The organism is Pseudomonas sp. AG1028 (assembly GCF_007993955.1).
GTDB lineage: Bacteria > Pseudomonadota > Gammaproteobacteria > Pseudomonadales > Pseudomonadaceae > Aquipseudomonas > Aquipseudomonas straminea.
Genome location: NZ_VIVP01000009.1, coordinates 229,367 through 243,313 on the forward strand (window position 1 = coordinate 229,367; position 13,947 = coordinate 243,313).

The 13,947-nt window shown below is 63.7% G+C and carries 14 protein-coding genes; all 14 read left to right on the plus strand.

All coding sequences use genetic code 11. From position 1 onward, the window contains the following. Positions 1 to 167 precede the first annotated feature (167 nt). The gene (locus FB481_RS16765) at positions 168 to 1,088 is read left to right on the plus strand and encodes a LysR family transcriptional regulator (protein ID WP_013790809.1); all 921 of its coding nucleotides are present in this window, start codon (positions 168 to 170) and stop codon (positions 1,086 to 1,088) included. Positions 1,089 to 1,094: 6 nt separating this feature from the next. Next, entirely contained in the window at positions 1,095 to 1,388 is a 294-nt protein-coding gene (locus tag FB481_RS16770) for a hypothetical protein (protein WP_147177084.1), read from the plus strand. A gap of 121 nt (positions 1,389 to 1,509) precedes the next feature. Next, positions 1,510 to 2,592, plus strand: a complete 1,083-nt coding sequence (locus tag FB481_RS16775; RefSeq protein WP_081729501.1) for a 4-oxalomesaconate tautomerase — start codon at positions 1,510 to 1,512, stop codon at positions 2,590 to 2,592. 60 nt (positions 2,593 to 2,652) lie between these two features. Continuing rightward, the gene (locus FB481_RS16780) at positions 2,653 to 3,969 is read left to right on the plus strand and encodes a dicarboxylate/amino acid:cation symporter (protein WP_027904685.1); all 1,317 of its coding nucleotides are present in this window, start codon (positions 2,653 to 2,655) and stop codon (positions 3,967 to 3,969) included. A 66-nt stretch (positions 3,970 to 4,035) separates the two neighbouring features. After that, positions 4,036 to 5,358 (plus strand): CitMHS family transporter, encoded by a 1,323-nt coding sequence (locus FB481_RS16785; RefSeq protein WP_372239575.1) that lies wholly within the window; start codon positions 4,036 to 4,038, stop codon positions 5,356 to 5,358. 138 nt (positions 5,359 to 5,496) lie between these two features. After that, complete coding sequence (locus FB481_RS16790; RefSeq protein ID WP_051424557.1) at positions 5,497 to 5,808, plus strand: YgaP-like transmembrane domain; 312 nt, start codon at positions 5,497 to 5,499, stop codon at positions 5,806 to 5,808. A gap of 69 nt (positions 5,809 to 5,877) precedes the next feature. Then, entirely contained in the window at positions 5,878 to 6,204 is a 327-nt protein-coding gene (locus FB481_RS16795; protein ID WP_027909501.1) for a thioredoxin family protein, read from the plus strand. A 70-nt stretch (positions 6,205 to 6,274) separates the two neighbouring features. Then, positions 6,275 to 6,712: a hypothetical protein gene (locus FB481_RS16800; RefSeq protein ID WP_027909500.1), complete on the plus strand. Its 438-nt coding sequence runs from the start codon at positions 6,275 to 6,277 to the stop codon at positions 6,710 to 6,712. Positions 6,713 to 7,014: 302 nt separating this feature from the next. Further along, positions 7,015 to 7,401, plus strand: a complete 387-nt coding sequence (locus FB481_RS16805) for a MerR family DNA-binding transcriptional regulator (RefSeq protein ID WP_147177086.1) — start codon at positions 7,015 to 7,017, stop codon at positions 7,399 to 7,401. Positions 7,402 to 7,458: 57 nt separating this feature from the next. Next, complete coding sequence (locus FB481_RS16810; RefSeq protein ID WP_147177087.1) at positions 7,459 to 8,640, plus strand: isovaleryl-CoA dehydrogenase; 1,182 nt, start codon at positions 7,459 to 7,461, stop codon at positions 8,638 to 8,640. A gap of 83 nt (positions 8,641 to 8,723) precedes the next feature. Beyond that, a complete protein-coding gene (locus FB481_RS16815; protein ID WP_147177088.1) occupies positions 8,724 to 10,331 on the plus strand; it encodes a carboxyl transferase domain-containing protein in 1,608 nt (535 codons plus the stop codon). Positions 10,332 to 10,350: 19 nt separating this feature from the next. After that, a complete protein-coding gene (locus tag FB481_RS16820; RefSeq protein ID WP_147177089.1) occupies positions 10,351 to 11,148 on the plus strand; it encodes a gamma-carboxygeranoyl-CoA hydratase in 798 nt (265 codons plus the stop codon). After that, positions 11,145 to 13,043, plus strand: coding sequence for an acetyl/propionyl/methylcrotonyl-CoA carboxylase subunit alpha (locus FB481_RS16825; RefSeq protein WP_147177090.1), 1,899 nt, complete (start codon positions 11,145 to 11,147; stop codon positions 13,041 to 13,043). The genes FB481_RS16820 and FB481_RS16825 overlap by 4 nt, the downstream gene beginning before the upstream one ends. Beyond that, positions 13,040 to 13,942: a hydroxymethylglutaryl-CoA lyase gene (locus tag FB481_RS16830; RefSeq protein WP_147177091.1), complete on the plus strand. Its 903-nt coding sequence runs from the start codon at positions 13,040 to 13,042 to the stop codon at positions 13,940 to 13,942. The genes FB481_RS16825 and FB481_RS16830 overlap by 4 nt, the downstream gene beginning before the upstream one ends. Positions 13,943 to 13,947: the final 5 nt, after the last annotated feature.

The following is a 13,947-nucleotide window of genomic DNA, read 5'->3' on the forward strand; positions in this document are numbered from 1 at the left end:
TGGTGGTGATCGGGGTTTGTTTTGTAAATTGCATATATTTTCTTTATTGATCGTTTATTTGCATTAATGCGTTTATGACCTCGCTGTTTTGGGCGCAAGGCGCCGAATGTTGTTTAATGCACTAATCTGCGTTGAAAAATAAAAATATGGATTGATAGGTTTTTTGCATGAATTACGAACTTCAGGACCTACGCGCTTTCGTCAAGATCGCCGAGTTCGGCAATTTTCACGAGGCAGCCAACGCCATCCACCTTTCGCAACCGGCCCTTACCCGACGCATGCAGAAGCTCGAGGAAGGGCTTGGCACCCAGCTGCTCGATCGCACCACGCGGCGTGTCAGTCTCACTGCGGTGGGGCGGGATTTCCTGCCCAAGGCGCGCCGCCTGCTCGATGATTTCGAGCGCTCGATTCTCGGCATTCGCGAGCTGGCCGAGCGCCAGTCCGGGCAGGTGACCCTGGCGTGCATCCCGACTGCGGCGTTCTACTTTCTGCCCACGGTGATCCGCGAGTTCAACCGCCAGTACCCGAAGATCCGCATCCGCATTCTTGATCTCAGCGCCCATGAGGGCCTGGAAGCGGTGCTGCGCGGCGAGGCGGATTTCGGCATCAACATGCTCAGCGGCCAACACGCCGAGATCGACTTCACGCCGCTGGTCAACGAGCCGTTCGTGCTGGCCTGCCGGCGCGATCATCCGCTGGCCGAACAGCCTCAGGTGGCCTGGCGGGAGTTGAGCGACTACCGGCTGATCGGTGTTGGCCGGCTGAGCGGCAACCGCGTGCTGCTCGATCACGGACTGGCTCATCTGGACTGGCGTCCCAGCTGGTTCTACGAGGTCCAGCACTTGTCCACATCACTGGGCATGGTCGAGGCGGGGCTGGGCATTGCCGCCATGCCGAGTCTGGCGATGCCAGTCGAGGACCATCCCATCCTGGTACAGCGCCCGTTGGTCGATCCGGTAATCAGTCGCACCCTGGGTCTGGTGCGTCGCCATGGTTCTTCGCTGTCGCCAGCCGCCGAGCAGTTCGTAGAAACTCTGCTCAAGCAGTGGCCTGGCTACACCGCGCTCGGAGCCGACAAGCCCACCTGAATGCGCTTGGATAAAGCCATTTCGGCCGCGCCCGGCGACGAAATGGCCTTGGGGTTAACAAAACGCCGCATCTCGCGGCGTTTTTTTGAGCGGAATCCTGCCGATTTTGTGATCGAAACCGGCTCGCCGACCATCGGCTTGGCTTATTTCCGAGCTGATCTTCCGTCTGAAAACAGCATTGATCTTGTCAGGGATGTGCTGATAGTTATCAGCTTATACCAACATATTGCTGCTGATTTTCCTGTTTATTCGTCATTTTTTATGAGCGTAGCGGCTTCTGCACTCAATCTTCTCAGGTAATTATTGATGCGCTATACGCATCAAAATCTACAATATTTGCATTTGATGGAATTGTTAGGGCGTGTGACTCTTTTGCTCAAGGCATCAATCGGCCTGATTGATCAGTGCAAGAGAGAAAGTCATGCGAATCCCCTGTGTGCTCATGCGCGGAGGTACCTCCAAAGGACCGGTTTTCCTGGCAAGCGACCTGCCTGAGTCGATTGACGAGCGAAACGAAGTTCTCCTGTCGGTCATGGGGGCGGGGCATGAACTGGAGATCGACGGCATCGGCGGCGGCAGCCCGCAGACCAGCAAGGTGGCCATCGTCAGCCCGTCCAGCCATCCGGATGCGGATGTCGATTACCTCTTCGTACAGGTCATGGTGTCCCAGCGCCGTGTCGACACCGCGCCGAACTGCGGCAACATGCTCTGCGCCGTTGGCCCGTTCGCTATCGAGCAGGGCCTGGTCAAGGCCGGCCCGACGACCACCGAAGTGCGTATTCGTAATCTCAACACCGGCACCTTCGTCTGCTCGAAAGTACAGACTCCGGGCGGCGTGGTGACCTACGCGGGCAATACCCGCATCGACGGCGTACCAGGCGTTGCTGCGCCCATCGAGCTGACCTTCCTGGACGCGGCGGGTAGCAAGACCGGCAAGCTGTTCCCCACCGGTAACACCCGCGACGTATTCGACGGCGTAGAGACCACCTGCATCGACATGGCCATGCCCATGGTGCTGGTGCATGCTGAAGCCCTGGGCAAGACTGGCCAGGAATCGCCTGCCGAGCTGGACGCCGACAAGGCGTTTCTCGCCCGTCTCGAATCGATCCGCCTGCAGGCCGGTCTGGCCATGGGCCTGGGCGACGTCAGCGAAAAAGTCATTCCGAAGCCGGTCCTGCTGGCGCCTGCTTCGGCAGGTGGCACCATTCAGGTCCGTTACTTCATGCCTCACAACTGTCATCGCGCCCTGGCGATCACCGGTTCGATCGGCCTGGCGACTGCCTGCGTCAGCCCGAGTACCGTGGCGGCCGACCTGCTGGGGCTCGATGACAATGCAGAGCGCCTGAGCCACGTACGCATCGAGCACCCCAGCGGGTCGATCGAAGTCGCCTTGGCGTACGTGGGTGAAAATGGCCAGACGATCCGCGCCTCCGTGGTGCGTACCGCCCGCCGGCTGTTTTCCGGAGAAGTGCACGCCCCGGAAGGGCAGCGTCTGGCCGGCTGAACCGCCGGCCGGCACGAAAATTTGCGCATCCGAACAATTTCTATAAATGGGTGATGCCTGATGAAACTCGTCAGATCCTTGTATTTCCAGATCCTCTGCGCCGTACTGCTGGGCGTGATTGTCGGCCACTTCTGGGCGCAGCAAGCCACTGCGCTCAAACCGCTGGGTGATGCCTTCATCAAGCTGGTGAAGATGATGATCGCGCCGGTGGTGTTCTGCACCATCGTCACCGGCATTGCCGGCATGACCGAGAAGAGCACGCTGGGCCGCCTGATGGGCAAGACCCTGGGTCTGTTCCTCGCCCTGACGGTGATCAGCCTGCTGATCGGCCTCTGTGCTGTGTACCTGTTCCAGCCGGGCGTCGGCATGAATGTAGACCCCAGCAAGCTGAGTACAGAAGGCCTGTCCCAGTTCACCGCATCGGCTGCCAAGCTCGGCGTGGTCGAGTTCTTCATGCACATCATCCCCAACACCTTCATGGGCGCGTTCGCCGAAGGGGAGGTGCTGCCGGTGCTGTTCATCGCTGTGCTGTCGGGCTTCGCCCTGTCGTCGATCGGCGAAGCGGGCAAGCCGGTGCTCGATGTACTCGAAGCCGCTTCGAAGATGGTCTTCAAGATCTTTTCCTACCTGATGCGCTTCGCGCCCATCGGTGCCTTCGGGGCTATCGCCTTCACCGTCGGCCAGTACGGCATCACTTCGCTGGGCTCGCTGGCCAAGCTGATCATGACGCTGTACATCGCCTGCGCCTTCTTCGTCTTCGTGGTGCTCGGCGGGCTGTGCCGGATGTACGGCTTCAGCCTGTGGAAGCTGCTGCGTTATTTGCGCGAAGAGTTCCTGGTGGTGCTCGGCACCTCGTCGACCGAGCCGGTGCTGCCGCGCATGCTGGAAAAGCTCCAGGCGCTCGGTTGCCGCAAATCGGTGGTCGGTCTGGTGCTGCCAACCGGTTACTCGTTCAACCTCGACGGCACGGCCATCTACTTGTCGCTGGCCGCGGTGTTCATCGCCCAGGCCTGCAACATCGACCTGTCGCTGACCCAGGTCGTCACCATGCTGGCCGTCATGCTGCTGTCCTCCAAGGGCGCTGCCGGCGTGACTGGCAGCGGTTTCGTGGCACTGGCGTCGACTCTGTCGGTGATGCACGACCTGCCGCTGGCCGGTCTGGCGCTGTTGATCGGTATCGACCGTTTCATGTCCGAAGCCCGTGCACTGACCAGCCTGGCCAGCAACGCGGTAGCCACCGTGGTGGTGTCGCTCTCCGAAAACGCCTGTGACCGCCGCACGCTGCACGCCGTGCTCGACGAGCGTCCCCAGCCACCCGGCGGCGAGCAGCAGCCCGGCTGGCAGGCGGTTACCCATCCGGAGTCGCCAATCAAGTAACGCGCCCCGCAACATTCTGCCGCGCCGGGCATACCGGCGCGGCATCCGCTGTACGTCTCAATAACAATACAAGAGAGAATTCAGATGCTCGCTCTACTCGGGTTGGCGATGGTGGTCGTGTTCACCTACATGATCATGTCCAAACGCATGTCGCCCATCGTGGCACTCACCTTCATCCCTATCGTCTTCGCCATCGCCGGCGGTTTTGGCGACTCCACCGGCAAGATGATCCTCGACGGCCTGAAGATGGTCGCACCTTCGGCAGCGTTGCTGCTGTTCGCGATCCTGTTCTTCGGCCTGATGATCGACACCGGCCTGTTCGACCCGCTGATCCGGGTGATCCTCCACAAGGTCAACGGCGACCCGGTGAAGATCGCCGTCGGTACCGCGCTGCTGTCGCTGACCGTGGCCCTGGACGGCGACGGCACCACCACCTACATGATCACCTGCGCGGCGATGTTGCCGCTGTACCGGCGCATCGGCATGAACCCGATGATTCTCGCCACCGTTTCGATGCTGTCGCTGAGCATCATGAGCGGCATGACCCCCTGGGGCGGCCCGGCCACCCGTGCCATCGCCGCTCTGGGGCTGGACGCCTCCGAGTACTTCATCCCGCTGCTGCCGACCATGGCCGCCGGCGCCGCATGCGTGGTGCTGATCGCCTACATGCTGGGGCGCAAGGAGCGTGCGCGCATCGGCAACACCGAGCTGCAGACCGGCGGTGGCGAGTGCTACATCAAGGAAATCCTCGGCGATCAGCCTTACAAGCGCCCGCGCTTCGTGTGGATCAACCTGTTGCTGGTGGTGGCGGTGATGACCGCTCTGGTGATGGGCCTGGCCCACGCGGCGGTGCTGTTCCTGATCGGCTTCGTGATCGCCCTGATGATCAACTACCCGCAACTCGACATTCAGAAAGAACGCATCCTGGCTCACTCCGGCAACGCCATGACCGTGGTGCTGCTTGTGTTCGCCGCTGGTGTATTCGCCGGCATCTTCTCGGGCACCAAGATGGTCGATGCGCTGGCGCAGAGCATCGTCGATATGATTCCGCCGTCCTGGGGGCATCTGTTCCCGCTCGTGGTGGCGATCACCAGCATGCCGCTGACCTTCGTGCTGTCCAACGACGCCTATTACTTCGGCGTGGTGCCGATCCTCGCCAAGGCGGCAGCGGCCTACGGCATCAGCCCACTGGAAATTGCCCGCGCGTCGATCCTCGGCCAGCCGGTACACCTGATGAGCCCGCTGGTGGCGTCCACGCTGCTGCTGGTCGGCATGGTCGACAAGGACATCGGCGACTTCCAGAAGGCTACGGTGAAATGGGCCGTACTGCTGTCGCTGGCCATCACCTTCGTGGCGGTGATCACCGGGGCGATTTCCTTCCTGGTCTGATCGATTGGCGTGCTACGCGACGGCTGCCCTCTGGCAGCCGTTTTCGTTTGTTGCCGCTCATCCGCCTGTCGGCAGGGGCGAACGGCAGGCCGCTTCGGTCAGTCGGTTGCATATCAATCACCGATCGGAGCGAACGCGATGTCCATATCTGATAAACACGGCAGCAGTAACGTCCAGGGTTGGGAGCGCGCGCTGTCCATCGGCAGCGGTATCGCCATGGCCCGCGGTGGCCTCAAGCGTGGCGGTGTGCTCGGGCTGGTTCGCGCGGCCTTCGGCGGCATGTTGGTGGCCCGCGGCCTGAGCGGCCACTGTCGGCTCAAGAGCATCATGGAGGACGCCCGCTCGATGCGCCCCGAAGTGGACCGCATCACCGATACCGTGAGCCGCCTCGAGGGCGAGATCGCCGACAAGGTCAAGCCGGTCGTCAAGAAAGTCAGCGATGGCGTTTGATACGCTGCAACCCCGAACCGCCCCGCCTGAACGGGGCGGTTTCGTTTCTGACATCGGCGAGGAGACCCCATGAGCAATTCCTACAGCGCCACCGCCCCGACGCCTGCCGAGGTGCAGGCGATGCCCGGTATGAGCCTGATCGAGTTCGGCACCGACTGGTGCGGCCATTGCCAGGCCGCCCAGCCGCTGCTGACCAAGGTGCTGGCGGATTACCCGGAAGTACAACACCTTAAAATCGAGGATGGCAGCGGGCGTCCGCTGGGCCGTTCGTTTCGCGTCAAGCTGTGGCCGACCCTGGTGCTGCTGCGCGACGGCGTGGAGGTCACCCGTCTGGTAAGGCCGACCAACGTCAGCGTGATCGAAGAGGCGCTGGAACAGCTGGTCGGCGAGGGGTGAGCTCGTCACTTTCCCTGAATTTTCCCGCTGTGGGGCGAGTCCACCAGATAGACCCACAGCGGAGACCATCATGAGCACATCCAAGCAATCGCCCACGCCCCAGGAGATCGACGACATGGAAGATCGCATGGGCTCGATCGAGCAGCTCGACTTCAGCGATCGCCAGGACGAGCGGGAAGGACGCATCGGTGATCGTCGCCCCGATAACGAAGTACAGCACGAATACCCGGACGAGCGCGTGCGTGAAGCCGGGTTGAGCGGCGGCGAAACCCTGCGCGAAGGTCGCCACGAAGATGGCGTGAGCCAGGACGACCTGAGTCCGGAAACGCTCATCGACGACAGCGGCGCCCGTTCCCCACGCGAACGCGGTGACGACATGCCGGCTGATCGTGACCTGAGCATCGTGAGCGAAGGCGACATCGGTGCAGGGGAAGGGCTCGATGAAGAGGAGATGGCGCGCCGCCGTCCCCTCGATGGCGTGCCATGGGACGGCAAGCCGCAGCCTTGAGAACCTGTTCAAAGTCTACTGCGCGTCGGCACTGCGGCGTTGAAAACAGGCTCGGACTGCTCATTTACAGCACGTAAACTCCGCGTCCTCGCCTGTTTTTGCGGGGCCGCCCAGGCCTTGCATTGCTCTAGCTCGCGAGCCTATGAGCAGGCTCTGAAGTCAATAAAGGCTGGAGTCAATCAAAGGCATGGCCAACTGGCCATGCCTTTTTCGTTTCAGCTTTGCAATCGTCGGTTGATTTGACTGCTTGCAATTGTGGGTTTACGTTTACGTAAAGGTAATAATCGACTGACTGCCCACTTATGAGCGTTTCCTACAGCATTTCCGATCTTGCCCAGGAGCTGGGCGTCACCACCCGCACCATTCGGTTCTACGAGGAGCAGGGCATGCTCGCGCCCGAACGGCGTGGCCAGGAGCGCATCTACAGCGCCCGTGACCGGGTGACGCTGATGCTGATTCTGCGTGGCAAACGTATCGGTTTCTCCCTGGCAGAGTGCAAGGAGCTGATCGACCTCTACGATCCAGCCGGCGGCAACCGCAAGCAGCTCGACCACTTTCTGGAAAAGATCGCCGAGCGCCGCGAGCACCTGGCTCTTCAGCTGCTCGACATCCAGCAGATGCAGCGCGAGCTCGATACCGCCGAGCAGCGCTGCCGCAACGCCCTGAAGGACATTTCCGTGAGCGCCTGAACCGTCGACACCGACCTTTCGACGCTTCCAACAAGTACAACAATGGAGAGTCGTTACATGAGCACCCTGCCAGGCCTGAATTTCTTCCTCGGTGAGGAAATCGACATGCTGCGCGACGCGGTCGCCGGTTTCGCCGCCAAGGAAATCGCCCCGCGCGCCGCCGAAGCCGACCGCACCGACCAGTTCCCCATGGACCTGTGGCGCAAGTTCGGCGACATGGGCCTGCTCGGCCTGACCGTCAGCGAGGAATACGGCGGCGCCGGCATGGGGTATCTCGCGCACATCGTCGCCATGGAGGAAATCTCCCGCGCTGCCGGCGGCATCGGCCTGTCCTACGGGGCCCATTCCAACCTCTGCGTGAACCAGATCAACCGCAACGGCAGCGACGAACAGAAGAGGCGCTTTCTGCCCAAGCTGATCAGCGGCGAGCATATCGGCGCCCTGGCCATGAGCGAGCCCAACGCCGGCTCCGATGTGGTGTCGATGAAGCTGCGCGCCGACCGCAAGGGCGATCACTACGTGCTCAACGGCAGCAAGATGTGGATCACCAACGGCCCTGATTGCGACGTGCTGGTGGTCTACGCCAAGACCGATCTGGCCGCCGGCGCCAAGGGCATGACCGCCTTCATTCTCGAGAAGGGCAGCAAGGGTTTTTCGGTGGCGCAGAAGCTCGACAAGCTCGGCATGCGCGGCTCGCACACCGGCGAGCTGGTGTTCCAAGACGTCGAGGTGCCGGCCGAGAATGTGCTGGGCGGCGTCGGTGAGGGCGCGCGGGTGCTGATGAGTGGCCTGGATTACGAACGCGCCGTGCTCTCCGGCGGGCCGCTGGGGTTGATGCAGGCCGCCATGGATGTGGTGGTGCCCTATGTTCACGACCGTAAGCAGTTCGGCCAGAGCATCGGCGAATTCCAGCTCATTCAGGGCAAGCTGGCCGATATGTACACCACTCAGCAGGCTTGTCGCGCTTACCTGTACGCCGTCGGCAAGCAGCTCGATGCGCTCGGTAGCGAGCATGTGCGCCAGGTTCGCAAGGACTGCGCCGGGGTGATTCTCTACGCCGCTGAAAAGGCCACCTGGCTGGCCGGCGAGGCGATCCAGATTCTCGGCGGCAACGGCTACATCAACGAGTTTCCGGTCGGCCGCCTGTGGCGTGACGCCAAGCTCTATGAGATCGGCGCCGGCACCAGCGAGATCCGCCGCATGCTGATCGGCCGCGAGCTGTTCAACGAAACGGCTTGATCGCAGCCCCTCGTTTTCCTGTTACCGGACACCTTTAAAAACGCAGGTGGTTTTTAAAGGTGGACGTCAGTCGGAGCCGCACCATGGCAACACTGCACACGCAATTGAATACCCGTTCGCCTGAGTACGCTGCCAACCGCGACGCGATGCTTGCCCAGGTCGAAGAGCTACGCACCTTGCTGGCCCACACCCGCCAGGGCGGTGGCGCCAAGTCTCAGGAACGGCACACCGCAAAGGGCAAGCTGCTGCCGCGCGAGCGCATCGACCGGCTGCTCGACCCCGGCTCGCCATTTCTGGAGATCGGCGCGTTGGCCGCTTATCAGGTGTATGACGAGGAGGTCGCCGCCGCCGGGGTGATCGCCGGCATCGGCCGCATCGAAGGTGTCGAGTGCATGGTCATTGCCAACGACGCCACGGTGAAGGGCGGCAGCTATTACCCGCTGACCGTCAAGAAGCACCTGCGTGCCCAGGCCATCGCCCTGGAAAACCGTCTGCCGTGCATTTATCTGGTGGACTCCGGCGGCGCCAACCTGCCGCGCCAGGATGAGGTGTTCCCGGATCGCGAGCACTTCGGGCGGATCTTCTTCAACCAGGCCAACATGAGTGCCCAGGGTATCGCCCAGATCGCCGTGGTGATGGGCTCGTGCACCGCCGGCGGCGCTTACGTGCCGGCGATGAGCGACGAAACCATCATGGTGCGCGAACAGGCGACCATCTTTCTCGCTGGCCCGCCGCTGGTGAAGGCCGCCACCGGTGAGGTGGTCAGCGCCGAGGAACTGGGCGGCGCCGATGTGCATTGCAAGACCAGCGGCGTGGCCGATCATTACGCCGAGAACGACGAACACGCGCTGGCCCTGGCGCGGCGCTGCGTGGCCAACCTCAACTGGCGCAAGCTCGGCCAGTTGCAGGTGCAAACGCCGGCAGCGCCGCGTCATGCCGCTGATGAGCTGTATGGGGTGATTCCCGCCGACGCCAAGCAGCCGTTCGACGTGCGCGAAGTGATCGCGCGGATCGTCGACGACTCGCAGTTCGACGAATTCAAGGCGCTGTTCGGCACCACTTTGGTGTGCGGCTTCGCCCATCTGCACGGCTACCCGATCGCCATCCTGGCCAACAACGGCATCCTGTTCGCCGAGGCCGCGCAGAAGGGCGCGCACTTCATCGAGCTGGCCTGTCAGCGCGGCATTCCGTTGCTGTTCCTGCAGAACATCACCGGCTTCATGGTCGGCAGGAAATACGAGGAGGGCGGCATCGCCAAGCACGGCGCCAAGCTGGTCACCGCGGTGGCCTGCGCCCGGCTGCCGAAGTTCACGGTGATCATCGGCGGCAGCTTCGGTGCCGGTAACTACGGCATGTGCGGCCGTGCCTACGACCCACGCTTCCTGTGGATGTGGCCCAACGCGCGGATCGGCGTGATGGGCGCCCAGCAGGCCGCCGGCGTGCTGGTGCAGGTCAAGCACGAGCAGGCGCAGCGCGCCGGCCAGGTGTTTTCCGCCGAAGACGAGCAGCGCCTCAAACAGCCCATCGTCGAACAGTACGAACGCCAGGCCCATGCCTTCTATTCCAGTGCACGGCTGTGGGACGACGGCGTGATCGACCCGGCGCAAACCCGCGACGTACTGGCCCTGGCGATTTCCGCCAGCCTCAATGCGCCCATCGAGCCGACGCGCTTCGGCGTGTTCCGCATGTAGCCCGGCCGAGGATCGAGCAATGACCGACTTCAATACCCTCGAACTGCACATCGAACCGCGTGGCGTCGCCACCCTGTGGCTGAACCGCCCCGACAAGCACAACGCCTTCGATGCCGAGATGATCGCGGAACTGATCCAGGCGCTGCGCCAATTGGCCGCCGATGACGGCCTGCGTTTCGTGATTCTGCGCGGGCGCGGCAAACACTTTTCTGCCGGCGCGGATCTGGCCTGGATGCAGGCCTCGGCCAAGCTGGATTACGCCGCCAACCTGCACGACGCCCATGAACTAGGCGAGTTGATGAGCCTGCTCTACCACCTGCCGTGTCCGACCCTTGCCGTGGTGCAGGGCGCGGCGTTCGGCGGTGCGGTGGGCCTGACCGCCTGTTGCGATATCGCCATAGGCGCCAGTGACGCGCTGTTCAGCCTCTCCGAAGTGCGCATCGGTCTGGCGCCGGCGGTGATCAGCCCTTACGTGGTGCAGGCCATCGGCGAGCGGGCGGCGCGCCGTTATGCCCTGAGTGCCGAGCGCTTCAGCGGTGAACGCGCCCGGGAGCTGGGCCTGCTCGCCGAGTGCTATCCGCCGGCGGAACTGGAGAGCGAGCTGGAGCAGTGGATCGCCACGCTGCTGCTCAACAGCCCGCAGGCCATGCGCGAAACCAAGGCGCTGCTGCACGGCGTCGGCAGCGGCGTGCTGAGCGATGCCCTGCGCCAGCGCACGGAGAGCGTGATCGCCGGCATCCGCATCAGCGACGAAGGGCAGGAGGGCCTCGACGCCTTTCTGCAAAAACGCACTCCCGCCTGGCAGGCCCAGTCATGAAAACCATCAACACACTGCTGATCGCCAATCGTGGCGAAATCGCCTGCCGGGTCATGCGCACCGCCAAGGCGCTGGGGCTCACCACCGTGGCGGTGCATAGCGCTATCGACCGCAGCGCCCGCCATGTGCGTGAAGCGGATGTCGCCATCGACTTGGGCGGCGCCAAGCCCGGCGACAGCTATCTGCTGATGGACAAGGTCATCGAGGCTGCTCGGGCCAGCGGCGCCGAGGCCATCCATCCCGGCTACGGTTTCCTGTCCGAGAACGCCACCTTCGCCCGCAAGCTCGAAGCCGCCGGGCTGATCTTTCTCGGCCCACCGGCCAGCGCCATTGACGCCATGGGCAGCAAGTCGGCGGCCAAGGCGCTGATGGAGGCGGCCGGCGTGCCGCTGGTGCCCGGCTATCACGGCGAAGCCCAGGATCTGGAGACTTTCCGCGATGCGGCGCAGCAGATCGGCTACCCGGTGCTGCTCAAAGCTACGGCTGGCGGCGGCGGCAAGGGCATGAAGATCGTCGAGCGTGAGGTGGATCTGGCCGAGGCGCTGGCCTCGGCGCAGCGTGAAGCGCAGTCGGCGTTCGGTGATGCACGCATGCTGGTGGAGAAATACGTGCTGCAACCGCGTCACGTGGAGATTCAGGTGTTTGCCGACCAGCATGGCAATTGCCTGTACCTCAACGAGCGCGACTGTTCGATTCAGCGTCGTCACCAGAAGGTGGTCGAGGAGGCCCCGGCACCCGGACTTTCGCCCGAGCTACGCCGAGCAATGGGCGAGGCCGCGGTGCGGGCTGCGCAGGCCATCGGCTATGTGGGCGCCGGCACCGTGGAATTCCTGCTCGATGCCCGCGGCGACTTCTTCTTCATGGAGATGAACACCCGCCTGCAGGTCGAGCACCCGGTGACCGAGGCGATCACCGGCCTCGACCTGGTCGCCTGGCAGATCCGCGTGGCCCGTGGCGAGCCGCTGCCGATTAGCCAGAAACAGGTGCCGCTGCTGGGGCACGCCATCGAGGTGCGCCTGTATGCCGAGGATCCCGAAGGTGGCTTCCTGCCGGCCAGCGGGCATCTCGACCTGTACCGTGAGCCCGCGGCGGGGCCGGGGCGGCGGGTCGACAGCGGCGTGGAGCAGGGCGACGAGGTATCGCCGTTCTACGACCCGATGCTGGCCAAGCTGATCGCCTGGGGCGAAAACCGTGAGGAAGCGCGGCAGCGGCTGCTGGCCATGTTGGCCGAGACGCTGGTGGGCGGCTTCAAGACCAACCTGGCGTTTCTGCAACGCATTCTCGCTCATCCGGCGTTCGCCGCTGCCGAGTTGGATACCGGCTTCATCGAGCGGCATCAGGCGCAACTGCTGCCGCCAGCACAGGAACTGCCGGATGCCTTCTGGCAGCAGGCGGGCGTGGCCATGCTGGCCACCGATGCCGACCGCCAGCGAGCCGACGATCCCCATTCGCCCTGGGCTGCCCGCAACACCTGGCGCAGCGCCTTGCCAGCGAGCACGCCAATGACTCTGACCTGCGGCGACATAACCCGTCGCGTGCACGTCGAGCCGGTAACCGCCGCGCCGAAAAGCGCGGTGCGTGAAGGCGATACCCTCTATCTGCGCTGGGGCGTGGAGTGGCTGGGCGTGCGCCGTTTCGATCCGCTGACCGCCGCCGCGGCCAGCACTGCGCACCATGGCGGGCTCAGCGCGCCCATGAACGGCAGCATCGTGCGCGTGCTGGTCGCGCCAGGGCAAACCGTCGAGGCGGGCGCCGCGCTGGTGGTGCTGGAGGCCATGAAGATGGAGCACAGCATTCGCGCGCCCCAGGCCGGCACCATCAAAGCCGTTTACTGCACCGAGGGCGAGCTGATCGCCGAGGGATCGGTGCTGGTCGAACTGGAGGCACAGCCATGAGCCTGCCTCGGCATGTTCGCCTGGTGGAAGTCGGCCCCCGTGATGGCTTGCAGAACGAGAAGCAGCCGATCAGCGTGGCCGACAAGGTGCGCCTGGTCGATGACCTGAGCGCCGCCGGGCTTGGCTATATAGAGGTCGGCAGTTTCGTGTCGCCCAAATGGGTGCCGCAGATGGCCGGCAGCGCCGAGGTGTTTGCCGGTATCGAGCAGCGGCCCGGCGTTACCTATGCGGCGCTGACGCCCAATCTGCAAGGCCTTGAAGCGGCTCTGGCGGCGGGCGTGCGAGAGGTGGCGGTGTTCGCTGCGGCCTCCGAAGCCTTCTCGCAGCGTAATATCAATTGCTCCATTGCCGAAAGCCTCAAACGTTTCGAGCCGCTGATGGATACGGCGCGCCAGCACGGCGTGCGGGTGCGCGGTTATGTGTCTTGCGTGCTCGGTTGCCCATACGAGGGCGAGGTGGCTGCCGAGCAGGTGGCTGCGGTGGCCGGCGAGCTGCAGGCTATGGGCTGTTACGAGGTGTCCCTGGGTGACACCATCGGCGTGGGCACCGCAGGCGGTGTGCGCCATTTGTTCGAGGTGGTGGGCAGGCAGGTACCGCGTGAGCGCCTGGCCGGGCATTTCCACGACACCTACGGGCAGGCGCTGGCGAATATCTACGCGAGCCTCCTGGAAGGCATCGCGGTGTTCGACAGCTCGGTCGCCGGCCTCGGTGGCTGCCCCTACGCCAAGGGCGCGACGGGCAACGTCGCCAGTGAGGATGTGCTCTACCTGCTGCAGGGACGGGGTATCGAGACCGGGGTGGATTTGCCGCGCCTGATCGAGGCAGGGCAACGCATCAGTCGGGTGCTGGGGCGTGAGTCCGCTTCCAGGGTGGCGCGGGCGCGTGCGCAGCTCGAATGAAACCG

Excerpts from the sequence above, each read along its gene's own strand:
- FB481_RS16790 (WP_051424557.1), top strand. The coding sequence starts at position 5,497 with ATGTCCATATCTGATAAACACGGCAGCAGTAACGTCCAGGGTTGGGAG.
- FB481_RS16825 (WP_147177090.1), top strand. The coding sequence starts at position 11,145 with ATGAAAACCATCAACACACTGCTGATCGCCAATCGTGGCGAAATCGCC.
- FB481_RS16820 (WP_147177089.1), top strand. The coding sequence starts at position 10,351 with ATGACCGACTTCAATACCCTCGAACTGCACATCGAACCGCGTGGCGTC.
- FB481_RS16810 (WP_147177087.1), top strand. The coding sequence starts at position 7,459 with ATGAGCACCCTGCCAGGCCTGAATTTCTTCCTCGGTGAGGAAATCGAC.
- FB481_RS16795 (WP_027909501.1), top strand. The coding sequence starts at position 5,878 with ATGAGCAATTCCTACAGCGCCACCGCCCCGACGCCTGCCGAGGTGCAG.
- FB481_RS16765 (WP_013790809.1), top strand. The coding sequence starts at position 168 with ATGAATTACGAACTTCAGGACCTACGCGCTTTCGTCAAGATCGCCGAG.
- FB481_RS16800 (WP_027909500.1), top strand. The coding sequence starts at position 6,275 with ATGAGCACATCCAAGCAATCGCCCACGCCCCAGGAGATCGACGACATG.
- FB481_RS16805 (WP_147177086.1), top strand. The coding sequence starts at position 7,015 with ATGAGCGTTTCCTACAGCATTTCCGATCTTGCCCAGGAGCTGGGCGTC.
- FB481_RS16830 (WP_147177091.1), top strand. The coding sequence starts at position 13,040 with ATGAGCCTGCCTCGGCATGTTCGCCTGGTGGAAGTCGGCCCCCGTGAT.
- FB481_RS16780 (WP_027904685.1), top strand. The coding sequence starts at position 2,653 with ATGAAACTCGTCAGATCCTTGTATTTCCAGATCCTCTGCGCCGTACTG.
- FB481_RS16815 (WP_147177088.1), top strand. The coding sequence starts at position 8,724 with ATGGCAACACTGCACACGCAATTGAATACCCGTTCGCCTGAGTACGCT.
- FB481_RS16775 (WP_081729501.1), top strand. The coding sequence starts at position 1,510 with ATGCGAATCCCCTGTGTGCTCATGCGCGGAGGTACCTCCAAAGGACCG.